Raw genomic sequence first — 17070 nt, forward strand, 5'->3', positions numbered from 1 at the left:
AGATTTGACGGCAAAGCCCAAAGAAGTTTACACCACTTTTTAGCATTTTTTTAGGGAGGTTGCAATCAGTCAAATCTTTCCTCAATAATTGTGTGCAAAAATATAAAAATGTTTTGGTCTTGAAAACCAAATAAAATTTTAAAATTCCTTTTCATGATAATACCCTCTTTATGCGTATTTTGTTCATTGACTAATATTCTTTAAAATGAAAAACAAAGTACTTTTGCCAACTCTTCTTTTCTTTTTTACACTCTCCTCTTTTGGTCAAGAAAAAAAAGATGACAACAAATGGGATGTCTCCAATCCTTACACGGATTGGAAAATCAATGATGTTGCTTTGGAAACCGATGAGGGAACATGGATGAATCTAGACGTTAGCCCTGATGGCAGTCAAATTACATTTGATATGTTAGGAGACATTTATGTTATGCCGATAGCTGGTGGAACTCCAAAAGTGCTACGTTCTGGACTACCGTTTGAGGTACAACCACGTTTTAGTCCAGATGGCAAAAAAATATCCTTCACTTCCGATGCTGGTGGGGGTGATAACATTTGGGTCATGGATGTGGATGGGCAGAATGCAAAACAAGTCACCAAAGAAGATTTTCGATTGCTTAACAATGCTGTTTGGACTTCAGATGGAAATCACATCATCGCCAGAAAACACTTTACCTCTCAACGTTCATTGGGTGCAGGAGAGTTATGGCAATACCACATTACAGGTGGAAGTGGATTGCAACTGACTAAAAGAAAAAATGATCAGCAAGATGTAAATGAACCTTCTATTTCCAGGGATGGAAAATATCTTTACTATTGTGAAGACATGTACTCTGGAGGTTTTTTTCAATATAACAAAAACCCAAACTCACAGATTTATGTTGTTAAACGTTATGATTTTGAGACTGGAAAAACTATTCCTATTACCGGCGGACCAGGCAGTGCATCTAGACCAACCGTATCACCAGATAACAGAAAATTAGCTTTTGTTAAGCGTGTCCGCACCAAAACCGTTTTGTTTGTTCATGATTTAGAAACAGGGGAAGAATGGCCCATATATGATGCTTTAAACAAAGATCAAATGGAAGCCTGGGCTCTTTTTGGTACTTATCCCAATTTTAGTTGGACACCCAATAACAAGGAAATTGTCTTTTGGGCGGGTGGAAAAATTCATAAAGTCAATATTGAAACCTTAAAAGTAGACCCTATCCCTTTCAAAATAAATACGACACTAAAAATAGCGGAAACCCATCGTGCTAAACATCAAGTAGATTCAGAAGAGTTTACCGCCAAGGTGATTCGCCATGTAAAAACTTCACCTGATGGAAAAAAGATTGTATTCAGCGCTCTTGGACACTTATGGACCAAAACGCTGCCCAATGGTAAACCCAAACGTTTGACCAATAGTGATGACCTTGAATTTGAACCTTCATTTTCGCCCAATGGTAAGGAAATTGTTTATGTTTCTTGGGATGATGAACAACTAGGTGCTATCCATAAAATAGCCTCAAATGGCGGTTCATCTACAAAAATGACTTCATTAATAGGAATTTACCGTTTTCCATCCTTTTCCAATGATGGAAAACATTTGGTTTATGGCAAGCAAAGTGGTAATAATGACCAAGGCCGTACTTTCACTAAAGAACCAGGAATTTATGTAATGTCTGCCAATGGAGGTAATTCAAAAAAACTAACCGATAATGGCTTAACTCCTACTTTCAGTAAGAATGACCAACGGATTTTCTTTCAAACAGGGGGGCAATTTTTTGGAGCACTTACAAAAGAGCTAAAAAGTGTAGATTTTGATGGAAAAGATGAACGGGTTCATTTTAAATCAAAATATGCCAATCATATTGTACCCTCTCCAGATAACAAATGGTTACTATTTTCCAATCTTCACAAAGCGTATGTTGCGCCAATGACAATTACAGGTCAAACCATTGAGTTTGACCCGAAAAGCAAAGCTTTTCCAATAACACAGGTAGCCAAGGATGCTGGCTATAATTTGCATTGGTCCAATAACAGTAAAAAGTTACATTGGACTTTAGGCAGTCAATATTTCTCAAATGATGTAAATCAACGCTTTACTTTTCTTCAAAATTCTCCAGACAGTATTCCACCAATGACTGAAAAAGGAATTGATGTTGGTTTAATTGCCAAAACAGATAGACCCAAAGGCAGCATTGCTTTAACCAATGTTAGGATTATCACTATGGAGAATGATGAGGTTTTGGAGAATGCGACTATCTTAATTGAGAACAATAAAATTGAGGCTATTGGTGTTTCATCAGAAGTTTCCGTACCCTCAAGCACAAAGGTATTTGATATGAAAGGCAAGACCATTATGCCCGGTATTGTAGATGCCCATGCCCATATTGGTGCTTTTAGAGCAGGGCTGAACACTAAAAAGCACTGGCAATTATATGCAAATCTTGCCTATGGAGTAACTACAGCTCATGATCCATCCGCAAATAGCGAAACCGTCTTTGGCTTGTCGGAGCTTGTAAAAAGCGGAGAGATGGTGGGCCCTCGTATTTATTCCACTGGCTTTATCCTTTATGGTGCGGATGGGGATTTTAAAGCTGTCATCAACAATTTAGAAGATGCGCGCTCTGCTATCCGAAGAACAAAAGCATTTGGGGCCACTTCTGTTAAAAGTTATAACCAACCGCGCAGAGAACAGAGACAACAGGTTATGCAAGCAGCCAAAGAGCTAGGAGTAAATGTTGTTCCTGAGGGCGGTTCTACATTTTTCACCAACATGACCATGATTATGGATGGACATACAGGTGTGGAGCATAATATTCCTGTGGCACCTGTCTATAAAGACATTGTTACTTTATGGAGCAACAGCAAAAGTGGTTATACACCTACTCTAATTGTAAATTATGGTGGAATGAATGGTGAATACTTCTACTATGAACGGGATAATGTCTGGGAGAATGAAAAACTGCTGAAATATACCCCTAGACATATTGTTGATTCACGAAGCCGACATCGCACCAAAGTACCGCAGGAAGAATATAAAAACGGTCACATTCTAGTTTCCGAAACCGTTACCAAGCTTTCAAATGCAGGTGTTAAGGCAAATCTAGGTGCTCATGGGCAATTGCAGGGCCTTGGCGCACATTGGGAACTTTGGATGCTAAAAGCCGGAGGCATGTCCAATATGGAAGCTTTAAAAGCTGCAACCATAAACGGCGCTCAATATATTGGCATGGGAGATGAAATAGGCTCTTTAAAAGTCGGTAAACTTGCCGATTTAATTGTTCTGGATAAAAACCCCTTAGAAGATATTGAAAACACCAATTCGGTGCGCTACACCATGATCAATGGGCGATTGTATGATACGGAGACCATGAATGAAATTGGAAATGAACCAAAGGAACGTAGTCAATTTTATTGGGAAAACAATAAGTACAACCAAGCATTTCCTTGGCATGAGCAGACTCAGAGTTTTAGCATTCCTGGTTGCAGTTGCCATGCGCTAAAACATTGATAAGGGTGATTTCGTCGAAAGGTTGATAAAAGGTACATAGTAGGTTTTACCTTCAACAAGATTCGTTGTATATTGTATGCCTTTCGATTAAACACAACAGTCTAATAACCATTCAACAAAAAGACCCATGCACATTGCGGTAGCCGGAAACATTGGAGCAGGAAAAACTACATTAACTAATTTATTGGCAAAGCATTATAAATGGGAAGCTCACTTTGAGGACGTGGTAGATAATCCCTATTTAGATGATTTCTACACGCAAATGGAGCGTTGGAGCTTTAACCTTCAGATATACTTTTTGAATAGTCGTTACCGGCAGATTTTAAAAATTCGTGAAGGAGGCAAAAAAGTGATTCAAGATAGGACCATTTATGAAGATGCCCATATTTTTGCGCCCAACCTTCATGCCATGGGATTAATGACCAATCGCGATTTTGAGAATTACTCCAGTCTTTTTGATTTAATGGAAAGTTTGGTACAACCTCCAGATTTGCTCATCTATTTGCGCAGCTCCATTCCCAATTTGGTAAATCAAATCCACAAACGCGGGCGGGATTATGAAAACAGCATCTCGATAGATTACTTAAGTAGATTGAACGAACGCTACGAGGCCTGGGTAAACACCTACGAAAAAGGTAAACTTCTTATCATTGATGTGGACAACATCAATTTTGTTGATGAACCTGAAGATTTGGGTACTGTAATCAATAAAATTGATGCTGAAATTCATGGGTTGTTTTGATACTCAAAAAAGTACACCAATAAAAGGCCCCTGCAAGTTATATTTTGTAGGGGCCTTACTTTTAACAAAGGAGAGTTTTTAGAAACCTCCTCCAGAATTACAGTTCACTGCATTCAAACCAAACACCTCAATACGGGTTCCGTTCGCATTAGAGGTTACCAAAGTCACAGTATAATTTCCAGCATTCTTTATGATAACTGTTGCGGCATTTCCGTTATCCTCCGGAAAAATGTCGGCCACATTAATCCCGCTTGGGTTTATTGTCCAAGAATATGAAGAAACACATGGATCGAATGGAATAGACAATCGATTTGCAATCGTATTCACACATAAAGAGTTACTACCCAAATTTCCTTCTTGATAACCTGGAGGAGTAGGGCTTCCAAACTGGGAGAATATAGGAACAGCGCTTGGTCCAGTATTTGGACAATTTGGGTCAAAACCTACTTTGTAAAGATTTAATACAACGTCACAATCCGTTGAAGCTCCAGGGTTATTTATTTTTACCATTACACTTCCTGTTGTAAAATTGGATAAAAACCTTAATCTAACACTGCTTCCTACACTGGAACCAATTATTTGAATATTCCCAGATTCTACCGTCCATACCGAACTAAAACCTGATAATCCTACAGCTGTAAATATCCGTTCTTCATTTGAAAAACTAATCGGGTTAAAATTTCCATTTACCTCACAACCATTAGAACCTATACTTGATGTACTTTTTATGGCTTCGAGGTTTTCTGCCACTGTTTCTTCCTTTTCACAAGACATTAGGATTAAAAATAATAATCCAAACATCAAACTTACCTTTCTTTTCATATTACTAATTTTATAAGATTTATCCTACAATATATGATTTAAATAGATTCATACAAAAGAATCCAGGTCATCTTAACTCTCTAATAACCTTGGCCTTTTTCAGAAATTAAAATTCCATTAATTTCCCATAGAATAAGATGGTAATTTGATTTTTCCCTCATCCAAAAGGTTAGTTCCCTCATTCTTAGTTTTATTCCTTTTGTTTTCAACTTAGTTTTAGATTAGGGTTAACACCCATTATTTCTAACTCGAAGCTCTCTGCTTCATAAATTTTGAAAATATGGAATTAAAGAAAAATCCAAAACTGGAACTGAAAAAGAACAGCTTGCTCTATTTCTCCATTGGAATGACAACAGTACTATTGCTTGCTTATGTTGCTTTGGAATGGAAAACCTTTTATGAAACCCCAGAATTTGCACAAAATTTAGACATGCCTGATGATATCGATGACGTACTCCCACCGGTAATCATCAACTTACCTCCACCTCCACCTCCAAAAATTCAAACACCACCAGTTATTGAAATTGTAGATAATGAAAAGGACATTATAGAAACGGTAATTGAGGCTATTGAACCCAATCAAGACACTGAGATTGCAACAATTGATGATATTGATTTTACAAAAGATCCTGTCGATGACGTAATTCCTTTTACTGTCATTGAAGATGTACCAGTTTTCCCAGGTTGTGAAGGTTCAGATGATAAACGAGCTTGTTTTCAAGAGATGATGCAAAAGCATATACGAAAGAATTTCCGCTATCCTGAGATTGCCCAAGAAATGGGACAGCAAGGTAGGGTACATGTGGTTTTTGTCATTCAAAAAGACGGGGGCATTGATGAAGTTAGAATGCGTGGACCTCATGAAGTTCTAGAAACAGAGGCTGCTAGAATTATCTCGAAATTACCAAAAATGACCCCGGGAAAACAAAGAGGAAATCCTGTTAAAGTACCTTTTTCAATTCCGATAACTTTTAGACTTCAATAGAAACAAAAAACCACGCTTAAAGCGTGGTTTTTTATTATTTAAAAAGATATTTGAAAGCTACTCTTTGGATGCTGCTTTATAAGCATCTACCAATTTTTGTACTTCTTCTTTGGTAGCTCCGGTAAATTCTTTTATTTCTTCTTTTGCTTCTCCGGCTACTTCATACGTTGATGTAACAACCGCTTTGTATAAGCCTTCAGCAGTGTTGCTCATTTCAACACGGACTTGTTTTTCAACAGGTACGCTCTCTTTCATTCCTTCAGTAGTGATAGAGATTGTAGTGCCGTCTTCTTTTAGCATACTAACCTCATCAGCTGGAGCAAGGCTCACCAAACTTGGTGCAATAACCAAAGCCACAACGGACATCAACTTTAACAAGATGTTCAATGAAGGTCCAGAGGTGTCTTTAAATGGATCACCAACCGTATCACCAACAACGGCAGCTTTATGTGCATCAGAACCTTTACGTCCGTCAGATTCAATCATTTTCTTAGCGTTATCCCAAGCACCACCTGCGTTTGATTGGAAAATGGCCATTAAAACCCCACAAGTGGTTACACCTGCAAGCAGACCACCCAACATTTCAGCACCACCAATAAAACCAACAGCAACCGGAACAGCAATCGCCAATAGACCTGGCAATACCATTTCTTTAATAGAAGCCTTGGTAGAAATATCTACACACTTATCGTACTCTGCAAGTCCATCAGCTTCATCAAAAATTGCACGTTGCTCTGGAGTCGCTTTTGACATATCTGAATCAACAGCTCTCATTACTTCCAATGCAGCTTTCAATTGTGGAATATCTCTAAACTGGCGACGAACTTCTTCAATCATCGCCATTGCAGCACGACCTACAGCATTCATAGACAAGGCAGAGAATACAAAAGGAAGCATTCCACCTATTAAAAGACCCGCCATAATTTTAGGCTGGGATACATCAATAGAAGTTACGTTTGCTACTTTCATGAAAGCAGAGAACAAAGCCAAAGCCGTTAATGCAGCTGAAGCAATTGCAAAACCTTTGCCAATAGCGGCGGTTGTATTACCAACAGCATCTAATTTATCCGTACGCTCACGTACCTCTGGATCTAACTCAGCCATTTCTGCAATACCCCCGGCATTATCAGAAATTGGTCCGTAGGCATCAACAGCTAATTGAATACCCGTATTCGCCAACATACCTACTGCAGCGATTGCAATACCATATAGACCTGCGAAATGGTGTGATACCAAAATCGCTGCAGCAATCAATAAAATAGGAATCATAGTGGACATCATACCAACGCCCAAACCTGCAATAATGTTTGTTGCCGCACCTGTTTCAGATTGTGAAACGATAGATTTTACTGGTTTTGTACCTGTACCCGTGTAGTACTCTGTAATTTTTCCCACGCCTAAACCAGCAACAAGACCGGCTAAGGTGGCCCAGAAGATTCCCATTGCTCCGAATGGCAAACCTTCAACGCTTTCAGGGATTAAACCATGAATAATGAAGTAAGAAGCAACAACCATTAAGCCTGCAGAACCAAATTCACCAATATTTAATGCAGTTTGAGGATTTCCACCATCTTTAACTCTAACAAAGAACGTTCCTATAATAGACATTAAAATACCTACCGCAGCCAATACCAAAGGAAGGTACACTGCACCTAAACCTGCAAAATCAGGTGTAATAATGAATGCCCCTAACACCATGGTACCAATAATAGAACCGACATAAGATTCAAATAAATCAGCTCCCATACCAGCAACATCACCAACGTTATCACCAACATTATCTGCAATAGTAGCTGGGTTTAAGGGGTGATCTTCTGGAATACCTGCTTCTACCTTACCAACCAAATCTGCACCAACATCCGCTGCTTTGGTATAAATACCTCCTCCTACACGTGCAAAAAGTGCTATAGATGAAGCTCCCAGAGAAAATCCTGAAAGCACATTTAATACCAAGCCTAAATTTTCTGCGCCTGGCCAAATAGATTGGTATATTATGAACAAACCACTAAGCCCTAAAACACCAAGACCTACTACACCTAATCCCATTACCGCACCACCAGCAAAAGCAACTTCTAATGCTTTTCCTAAAGAATTTTTGGCAGCCTGAGTCGTTCTAACATTTGCTTTTGTAGCAACTCTCATCCCAATAAAACCTGCCAAAGCCGAGCAAATAGCTCCGACAATGAATGATAATGCTACCATTCCGTTAGATCCCTCTTCGTTACTTCCTTTAAGGAATAAAAGGATAGCAACAGCAATCACGAAGATGCTCAGTATTTTATATTCTGCTTTAAGGAAGGACATTGCTCCATCTGCAATATTTTTGGCAATCCTTGCCATTTTAGCATCTCCCACATCCTGCTTTCCTACCCACATATTCTTAATGAATACAAAGATTAGCGCCACAATACCAAATACGGGCAGAAATTTTAAGATTAATTCCATAGTGTTATAGTTATTTTATGAGTTTTTTAGTGGCAGCAAAAGTAGTAAAATACAGACTAATAAAAAAAATGCACTTTTGAAGGTCAAAAGTGCATAAATCTTATGTCGATACTGCCTTAAATAGTAAAGGTTCGCTTCTTTTTATGCTCGCTTTCTTCATAGCGTTTTACACACTGATGGTAGATGTCTATAGCTTCAGTTACATCTCCCCAACCACCTGTATCTACCTTCTTTTCTTCTAAGTCTTTATATACCTGGAAAAAATGTTCGATTTCTTTTAATCGATGTGGATTTAAATCGCTGATATCATCTCTTTTGCTCCAAATAGGGTCTGAAATAGGAACACAGATAATTTTTTCATCAGGTCCTTTTTCATCGGTCATATGGAACACTCCAATAGGCTTTACTTCCATGACCACCATGGGATAGGTAGGTTCCGTGCCCAATACCAAAACATCTAAAGGATCCTTATCCAAAGCCAAGGTTTCTGGGACAAATCCATAGTCTCCAGGATACATCATTGAAGAGAAAAGAGTACGGTCAAACCGGATTTTATGCAATGTAAAATCGTATTCGTACTTATTTCTGCTACCTTTTGGGATTTCTATAAGGACATCAAAAGTGACTTCTTCTTTCTTAGACATTTTGAGGCGTTTATTTTTTTGCAAAAATAGCTACTAATAAGCGAATAAGGTAAGGAAATTGTGTTCTTATTATGAATTAAAAATTAAATCCGAAAGTTCCAGTAATACCAAATCGCCGGGCATCTGGGTTATCTAAATAGTTTCCTCTAAAATTGAAATCGATTCTAAGAATTTTAAAGATGTTTCCTATACCAAAAGAGTACTCCCAATAAATTTGATCGTTAGGTGCTATCAATGGAATGTTGGACGGAGAGCTCAACGCCATATTCTCGTCCGAAAGCTGCCCCCATGCTCCCCTCACTCCCACAATCTCTCTAAGGTTTAATTTTCTCAACACCGGAATTCTTGAAAATAAGCGTCCATTAAAATTGTGCTCTAAGTGCACTGTGGCATAGGTATCGGTAACAAATTCGTAAAAATCCAGATTCGGAAAGGTATTGTAGAGGGTAAAAAGCGTTTGATTTCCGGGTACTACGCTTAATAAACTTAGAGGAACCTCACCAAATGTCTTGCCCAATTCTATGCTGCTTGTTAATCTTCCAAAGCCACCTATTTGCCAAGGTTGTCGGTACGAAAACTGAACTTTCTCGTAGTCAAAGTCACTTTCCAAAAATCCGCGGACACCTTTGGTGTAGTTAAGAAGTAATGTGCTATGGTCATCGTTTATATTCGCCCGTTCCACACCATATCCTATGGTTCTCTTTCCGGGAGTATATATTAAGGTTGTATTCAGGTCAAATTGTTTTACTTCCGATGAAATGCCTGTTGGAGAATCTGGATCTATATAATCAAGGTTAAATGCATCCGGTAAAGCAGAGCTTAACGTTCTGAAAGATCCGCCTAGACGAACTCTAAAATTCTTTGCGGGTTCCACTTCAAAGTTCAGTGTAGACAAATTAATATTGGTCAACCGATCATTGGCACCTACCGTCACCAAAGATGAAGAGGCGATACTCCTTCCCAATACATCATTGGTACTTGTAAGACTTAGTCCCAACTGTTCAATATCCCTCCGATTCCCCCCGGAGAGAATCAATCTTGACTTTCTATCCAATAAAAACTTAGCAGAAAAACCGTGTTTTGCTTTTTTATCCGTAAATCCGTAGGCCATGTACCCTTCTAATCGCCAGGTATCATTCTGTCCAAAATAAGTTCTTGCCCCAAGCCGAACACGCGTACCTTCGGCATCGTTAAATCCAAGAACGCTATAGATATTACCTACATCAATATTCCATTTATCAATCTCTATATAACCAGAACCAAGAATACTGACAATGTCATAGTAAGTCCTAAACTTTGGAACGGTTTTAAGCGTATCCAGTAATTTAAATATTCCTGACTCATCGTCATTAAGGGTTTCTAGACGAGCATTTTTCCAGAATATACTATCTCGTGAAAACACTCTGGGGTCATAAGGGTCCGATTCTGCCTTGTAGAATTCTTCGGGACGGGCGGTATCGAACTTATAATTATCAAAAACTGTGGTACGTTTGCCATATACGCCTCGCGATTTTTCCTTTTTTGAAAAACTAAAATCACTCAACATATAATCTCTTTTCAGTAAAAAGACCGAATCGTTCACCACATCAAATTCTTGTTCTATATAAATTTCCTTCACCCAGTTGATGTTGGCACTTTTAGTAACCTGAAGATTGATTTTTTTAATGGCATAGGTAGTATCAGCTACCCAAAAATCTCCTTTAAATGTGAGTTCATTTTTTCTTCTGGGGTAGTAAATAATATTGTAACACCATTTATTGTCAATAAATGTACTATCCGATAGCACATAGTTATACGTATCCACCCCAGTCTTGGAAAGTGGGCTGGTAAAACTTTTATCAAAAAACTTCAGGTAATTATTATAGATATCATAGTCTGAATATAAATCTTCCACAAAAGCTGTAATAGCCTGGTTTCCGCTAAATCCCGAATTTTTGTTCCCTAGTACATCTTCCTTCTCCTCTTCTAAAATGTTATCTCCATAGATTTTGGAAAAGCTTTCATTTAAAAACATAGGCAAATAGGTTTTCCCCGTAATTCTCGAAGTATCCAAATCCGCAAACATGAATTCCAATCCTTTAAAGAGTTTACTCTTGATCAGAGCACTATCAATAGTATTCAAGTCAAATTCTACCTTTTCATACTTATCATATTGGTATTGTTTGAATTTTCGAACACCATTTTCCCGCTTCTTTGCCCATATTTTTTTTAATATTTCAATAGCAGGGTTATTTTTTTTGGATTGTTTACCGGTATATACGATTACTTCTTTGAGCTGTTCCGCAGATTCTTGCAAAGTAATCTCCATATTATAGTTCACTCTCTGTTCCAGCTCAATCTCCTTTGTTTCAAATCCTATAAATGAAATCTGTATGGTATTATATGTCTGGTCCGATTCTATATAAAAACGTCCATTATCATTGGTAATGGTTCCCTCGGAAGAGTTTTTAAAAATGATATTGGCAAAAGCGATGGGAGAACCAGTTTCATCCACTATAATACCACCAACTTTAGTTTGGGAAAACGCAAAAAAACAAGATGTGAAGAGAAAAATAAAAAGGAATCTTTTCATGTTTTGATATGTGTTGCACAGGTAAACTCCCTCCTAGGGATTCTAAAAATGCATGGTCAATTTGGTTTTAAAGTAATTTCTTATCAAAAACTATTCCTTAAAAAAAGCCTCGTCAACTTTAGTTGAAGAGGCTAATATACCCTACAAATATGAGTAAGTTATTTATATAACACTTTCTTAACAGCTTTGATCACATCTTGATGATTTGGTAACCATTCGGCCAAAAGCACTGGTGAATATGGCGCAGGTGTATCCGCTGTATTGATCTTTATAATAGGGGCATCCAGATAGTCGAATGCCTTATCTTGAACTTGATACGTAATTTCTGTAGCCACGTTACCAAAAGGCCAAGCTTCTTCTAAAATGACCAACCTATTGGTTTTCTTTACAGAATTCAAAACCGCATCATAATCCAACGGACGAACAGTTCTTAAATCGATAATTTCACAACTGATTCCTTCTTTTTCCAATTCATCAGCAGCTTTGTAAGCCTCCTTTATGATTTTTCCGAAGGAAACAATAGTAACATCTGTTCCTTCTCTCTTAATATCAGCCACACCTAAAGGAATGGTAAACTCCCCTTCTGGCACTTCTCCCTTATCGCCGTACATCTGTTCAGACTCCATAAAAATTACTGGATCATCATCACGAATGGCAGATTTCAATAATCCTTTTGCATCAGCAGGGTTGGAAGGCACAACTACTTTTAAGCCTGGGCAATTGGCATACCAGCTTTCAAAGGCTTGCGAGTGTGTTGCAGCCAATTGTCCTGCAGAGCCCGTAGGCCCTCTAAAAACTATAGGGCAAGGAAACTGTCCAGCTGACATCTGCCTAATTTTTGCAGCATTATTTATAATTTGGTCAATTCCAACAAGGGAAAAGTTAAAGGTCATAAATTCAATAATAGGTCGGTTACCAATCATGGCAGAACCCACGCCAATACCTGAAAAGCCTAATTCAGAAATAGGAGTGTCTATGACTCGCTCAGGTCCAAATTCATCCAACATACCTTTTGAAGCTTTATACGCTCCGTTATACTCGGCAACCTCCTCGCCCATCAAGTATATGGTATCATCTTTTCGCATCTCCTCGGACATGGCCTCCTTGATAGCTTCTCTGAACTGTAGTGTTTTCATTAAGTAGTACTAAAAAGTTTAGTTAACGTGCATTAAAAAATGCAAGCAAAAATAGCAAAATATACAAGAATACCCCACGGATGAAAACCAAAAAAAAGAACAAAATTTATTATGCATGCATAATAAAAATCTGAATTTTATAGCTATCTTTGAGGCGTTAAACCTAAAAAGTATATGAAGATTTTAGTTTGCATAAGCAATGTACCAGATACCACTTCCAAAATCAATTTTACGGAAGGAGATACCAAGTTTGATACAAACGGTGTTCAATTTGTGATTAATCCCAATGACGAGTTTGGATTAACTCGTGCCATGTGGTTTAAAGAAAAACAAGGAGCTGCAGTGCACGTAGCTACCGTGGGAGGCGCTCAAACAGAACCCACCATACGTAAAGCATTGGCTATTGGTGCGGATGAAGCCATACGCATAAACGCAGAACCCACTGATGGTTTCTTTGTTGCCAGACAATTGGCCGAAGTAGTTAAAAATGGTGGATATGACCTCGTTATAGCTGGGAGGGAGTCCATTGATTACAATGGTGGTATGGTACCAGGAATCTTGGCTACACTTTTAGATATGAATTTTGTGAATACCTGCATTGGTCTTGAAGTTGATGGAACAAGTGCAACAGCCATGCGCGAAATTGATGGTGGAAAAGAAAAAATAAGCACTTCCCTTCCATTGGTAATTGGCGGACAAAAAGGATTGGTACAAGAAAGTGACCTACGAATTCCTAATATGCGTGGTATCATGATGGCGCGAAAAAAGGCTTTGAATGTGGTTGAACCTGTAGATGCACCAAAGCCTACACAGGATCAAAAATTTGAAAAACCAGCTGCCAAAGGACCTGTAAAATTGGTAGATGCCTCCAATGTAGCAGAATTGGTCAATTTATTGCACAGCGAAGCCAAAGTCATTTAAGAATTAGAATCTAGAAAAATATGTCAGTAGTAGTATATACAGAATCCGACAAAGGAAAATTTAAAAAGAATGCTTTGGAAGTAGCATCTTACGCCCATAAAGTTGCACAAGAACTTGGTGGTAGCGTTACCGCAGTCACCATCAATGCAGACGATGATGCATCACTTGGTAATTATGGCGTTTCCAAAGTTCTTAAGGTCTCAAATAGTCAATTAGATACCTTTAACGCAAAGGCTTACGCCAGCGTAATTACCCAGGCTGTTGAAGCAGAAGGTGCAAAAGTTGTCATTATCAGTTCAAGTGCCGATACCAAGTTTTTAGCGCCAATCTTAACGGCCAAACTAAATGCTGGGTATGTACCTAACGTAGTTTCTGCACCAGATAGCGTTTCTCCTTTTGTAGTAAAAAGAACTGCTTTTAGTAATAAAGGATTTGCCCATACTGAAATCAGTGCCGAGACCAAAATCATTGGAGTTTCCAATAATTCTTTTGGAATCCATGAAAATAGTACCTCAGCAGCAGTGGAAGCTTTTAGTCCATCACTTGGAGATTCAGATTTTAGCACCAATTCTGTGGAAGTTGATAAAGTGGTTGGCAAAGCCACCATTGCTGATGCTGATATAGTGGTTTCTGGTGGTAGAGGACTTAAAGGTCCGGAAAATTGGGGTATGATTGAAGAATTGGCCGAAGTACTCGGAGCTGCAACAGCTTGCTCCAAACCCGTATCAGATTTAGGGTGGCGTTCCCATGGTGAACACGTAGGGCAAACAGGTAAACCAGTAGCCAGCAATCTATATATTGCCATTGGTATTTCTGGAGCCATTCAGCATTTAGCTGGTGTCAGTGCCTCAAAAACCAAAGTAGTCATCAATAATGACCCGGAAGCTCCGTTCTTTAAGGCCGCAGATTATGGGATAGTTGGAGATGCCTTTGAGGTAGTACCTGAACTCATCGAAAAATTAAAGGAATTTAAAGCCCAGAACGCTTAATTTTTGTTAATTTGCCCATTGCAAGGGGCTGTTCAGATAACTGGTATCGCCACTTATTTGAACGGCCTTTTTTGGTTTTAGGAAGATAATATGAGCTTAGTACGATTAAAAATAAAGGGGATATCTTACAGCCAGACACAGAATGGTGCATACGCCCTTATTTTAAATGAAGTTGAAGGGGATAGAAAACTTCCAATAGTAATCGGTGCGTTTGAAGCGCAATCCATTGCTATAGCCCTCGAAAAGGAAATAAAGCCTCCCAGGCCCTTAACGCATGACCTTTTTAAGAATTTTGCAGATCGTTTTGCTATTGTGGTAAAGCAGGTAATCATCCATAAATTGGTTGATGGTGTTTTTTATTCCAGCATTATATGTGAGCGAGATAAGGTTGAAGAAATTGTAGATGCCCGCACAAGTGACGCCATTGCCCTTGCGTTACGGTTTGATGCGCCCATTTTCACCTACAAGACCATTTTGGACAAAGCTGGTATCTTCCTTAAGTTTTCATCAAAGGAAAATGAAGAAAATGAAGATGACGACAGTATTGTGGTGGATGAAATTCTTCAAGAAGGAGAAACCGTAGAGATTGAATCCGGAGCTTCCTCACAAGGATACAGGGAACTAACCCTGGAAGAGCTCCATAAAGAATTGGATAAAGCAGTTGCCAACGAAGACTACGAAAAGGCTGCCAAACTAAGGGACGAAATCTCCAAGCGTAAATAAACACCAACTACATGGGGGTAAAAACCAAAGGTTTCCTAACACTTTTATTTTTTGTTTGTGCATTTTCTTTTGGACAAAATACCTTGCCCACAGATTCGCTTAACATCACCGTAGCCACCACCATAATAGATGACCTTACTCCAGTACAAGCACCAGAATTAATTCCAAATCAAGGATTTACCTTAACCTCGTTATGGAGAGGCGCATTGGGCATGGCCGTGTTGATATTGATTTCCTTCCTTTTCAGTTCCAACAGAAAAGCCATCAATTGGAGAACAGTGGGAATTGGTCTCTCACTTCAACTATTGATAGCCATTGGCGTATTGAAAGTACCTTTTGTAAAGCTAATTTTTGAAAAAATTGGTCAAGTTTTCGTTAGCATTCTAGATTTTACTCGAGCCGGAAGTAAGTTTCTATTTGAAGGTTTGGTGGTAGATATGGATACTTTTGGGTTCATTTTTGCCTTTCAGGTATTGCCAACTATTATTTTCTTTTCCGCATTGACCTCGGTGCTCTTTTATATGGGAGTGATTCAAAAAGTGGTAAGAGCTTTAGCATGGTTGCTCACAAAATCTTTAGGAATTTCAGGAGCAGAAAGCCTTTCCATAGCAGGAAACATTTTTTTAGGTCAAACAGAAGCACCCTTGTTGATCAAGGCCTATCTGGAGAAGATGAACAAATCAGAAATCCTTTTGGTAATGATTGGCGGAATGGCCACCGTTGCTGGAGCGGTCTTGGCAGCATATATTGGATTTTTAGGTGGAGATGATCCATCCTTGCGCTTGGTATTCGCCAAACATTTATTGGCAGCTTCCGTAATGGCAGCCCCTGGTGCCATTGTAGTTTCCAAAATTTTATATCCCCAAACTGAAAAAGTAAACACCGATGTAAAAGTATCAACAGAAAAAATTGGTGCCAATATTTTAGATGCCATCGCCAACGGAACCACTGAAGGACTTAAATTGGCTATGAATGTTGGGGCCATGCTATTAGTTTTTGTCGCCTTTATTGCCATGATCAATGGTATTTTAGGCTGGGTTGGGGATATTACCACGTTCAACACCTGGATTGCTGCAAATTCCCCCTATGATAGTTTCTCTTTAGAAGCTGTTCTAGGAACTGTCTTTGCACCGCTTATGTGGTTAATAGGAGTTTCTGGTGACGATATAATGCTTATGGGTCAACTATTAGGAATCAAATTAGCCGCCAGTGAATTTATTGGCTACATTCAATTGGCGGAGTTAAAGAATATGGCCAACAATCTTCATTTTACGTACAACAAATCCGTAATTATGGCTACTTATATGCTCTGTGGATTTGCCAACTTTGCTTCCATTGGCATTCAAATAGGTGGCATTGGATCCTTAGCCCCTGGACAACGTAAAACCCTATCCGAATTTGGCATGAAAGCTGTTTTAGGCGGTTCCTTGGCTTCGCTATTGTCTGCTACCATAGCAGGGATGATCTTGGGTTAATTGGGCGAAGAGTTTCTGGGTTGAGGATAAAAGGTTGATAAAATCTTTATAAGTCAATCAAAATTCTTTTTCTATAACTTTATTCTTGAAGTAATTTAGATGGATTTAATTTTTATGTCA

12 protein-coding genes are annotated in these 17070 nt (G+C 38.7%); 7 read left to right on the forward strand and 5 right to left on the reverse strand.

The annotated features are described in order from the left end of the window. Positions 1 to 205: 205 nt before the first annotated feature. Both FVB32_RS01420 and FVB32_RS01425 read left to right on the forward strand, forming a co-directional pair. Positions 206 to 3496, forward strand: coding sequence for an amidohydrolase family protein (locus tag FVB32_RS01420; protein ID WP_147740807.1), 3291 nt, complete (start codon positions 206 to 208; stop codon positions 3494 to 3496). 127 nt (positions 3497 to 3623) lie between these two features. Continuing rightward, positions 3624 to 4238, forward strand: coding sequence for a deoxynucleoside kinase (locus tag FVB32_RS01425; protein WP_147740808.1), 615 nt, complete (start codon positions 3624 to 3626; stop codon positions 4236 to 4238). Positions 4239 to 4316: 78 nt separating this feature from the next. Here FVB32_RS01425 and FVB32_RS01430 read toward each other — a convergent pair whose 3' ends face one another. After that, positions 4317 to 5060 carry a hypothetical protein gene (locus tag FVB32_RS01430; protein ID WP_147740809.1) on the reverse strand — a complete coding sequence of 248 codons (744 nt, stop codon included), beginning with the start codon at positions 5058 to 5060 and terminating at the stop codon, positions 4317 to 4319. A 280-nt stretch (positions 5061 to 5340) separates the two neighbouring features. Here FVB32_RS01430 and FVB32_RS01435 point away from each other — a divergent pair, with 280 nt between their 5' ends. Beyond that, positions 5341 to 6045 (forward strand): energy transducer TonB, encoded by a 705-nt coding sequence (locus tag FVB32_RS01435; RefSeq protein ID WP_147740810.1) that lies wholly within the window; start codon positions 5341 to 5343, stop codon positions 6043 to 6045. Between the two features lie 57 nt (positions 6046 to 6102). Here the strand turns inward: FVB32_RS01435 and FVB32_RS01440 are convergent, their stop codons facing one another. The 4 genes from FVB32_RS01440 to FVB32_RS01455 form a co-directional block, all read right to left on the reverse strand. Continuing rightward, complete coding sequence (locus FVB32_RS01440; RefSeq protein ID WP_147740811.1) at positions 6103 to 8490, reverse strand: sodium-translocating pyrophosphatase; 2388 nt, start codon at positions 8488 to 8490, stop codon at positions 6103 to 6105. 116 nt (positions 8491 to 8606) lie between these two features. Continuing rightward, positions 8607 to 9134 carry an inorganic diphosphatase gene (locus FVB32_RS01445; protein ID WP_147740812.1) on the reverse strand — a complete coding sequence of 176 codons (528 nt, stop codon included), beginning with the start codon at positions 9132 to 9134 and terminating at the stop codon, positions 8607 to 8609. A gap of 76 nt (positions 9135 to 9210) precedes the next feature. After that, complete coding sequence (locus FVB32_RS01450; RefSeq protein ID WP_147740813.1) at positions 9211 to 11706, reverse strand: DUF5686 and carboxypeptidase-like regulatory domain-containing protein; 2496 nt, start codon at positions 11704 to 11706, stop codon at positions 9211 to 9213. Between the two features lie 158 nt (positions 11707 to 11864). After that, on the reverse strand, positions 11865 to 12842 hold the full coding sequence (locus FVB32_RS01455; protein WP_147740814.1) for a pyruvate dehydrogenase complex E1 component subunit beta: 978 nt from the start codon (positions 12840 to 12842) through the stop codon (positions 11865 to 11867). Between the two features lie 174 nt (positions 12843 to 13016). Here FVB32_RS01455 and FVB32_RS01460 point away from each other — a divergent pair, with 174 nt between their 5' ends. The 4 genes from FVB32_RS01460 to FVB32_RS01475 all read left to right on the forward strand — a co-directional run bounded on the left by FVB32_RS01460 (position 13017) and on the right by FVB32_RS01475 (position 16950). Next, positions 13017 to 13763, forward strand: coding sequence for an electron transfer flavoprotein subunit beta/FixA family protein (locus tag FVB32_RS01460; protein ID WP_147740815.1), 747 nt, complete (start codon positions 13017 to 13019; stop codon positions 13761 to 13763). Positions 13764 to 13783: 20 nt separating this feature from the next. Next, on the forward strand, positions 13784 to 14752 hold the full coding sequence (locus tag FVB32_RS01465) for an electron transfer flavoprotein subunit alpha/FixB family protein (protein WP_147740816.1): 969 nt from the start codon (positions 13784 to 13786) through the stop codon (positions 14750 to 14752). A 90-nt stretch (positions 14753 to 14842) separates the two neighbouring features. Further along, positions 14843 to 15475, forward strand: coding sequence for a bifunctional nuclease family protein (locus FVB32_RS01470; RefSeq protein ID WP_147740817.1), 633 nt, complete (start codon positions 14843 to 14845; stop codon positions 15473 to 15475). Positions 15476 to 15486: 11 nt separating this feature from the next. Then, positions 15487 to 16950 (forward strand): NupC/NupG family nucleoside CNT transporter, encoded by a 1464-nt coding sequence (locus tag FVB32_RS01475; protein ID WP_147740818.1) that lies wholly within the window; start codon positions 15487 to 15489, stop codon positions 16948 to 16950. Positions 16951 to 17070: the final 120 nt, after the last annotated feature.

The organism is Flagellimonas hymeniacidonis (assembly GCF_008040165.1).
Classification (GTDB): domain Bacteria; phylum Bacteroidota; class Bacteroidia; order Flavobacteriales; family Flavobacteriaceae; genus Flagellimonas; species Flagellimonas hymeniacidonis.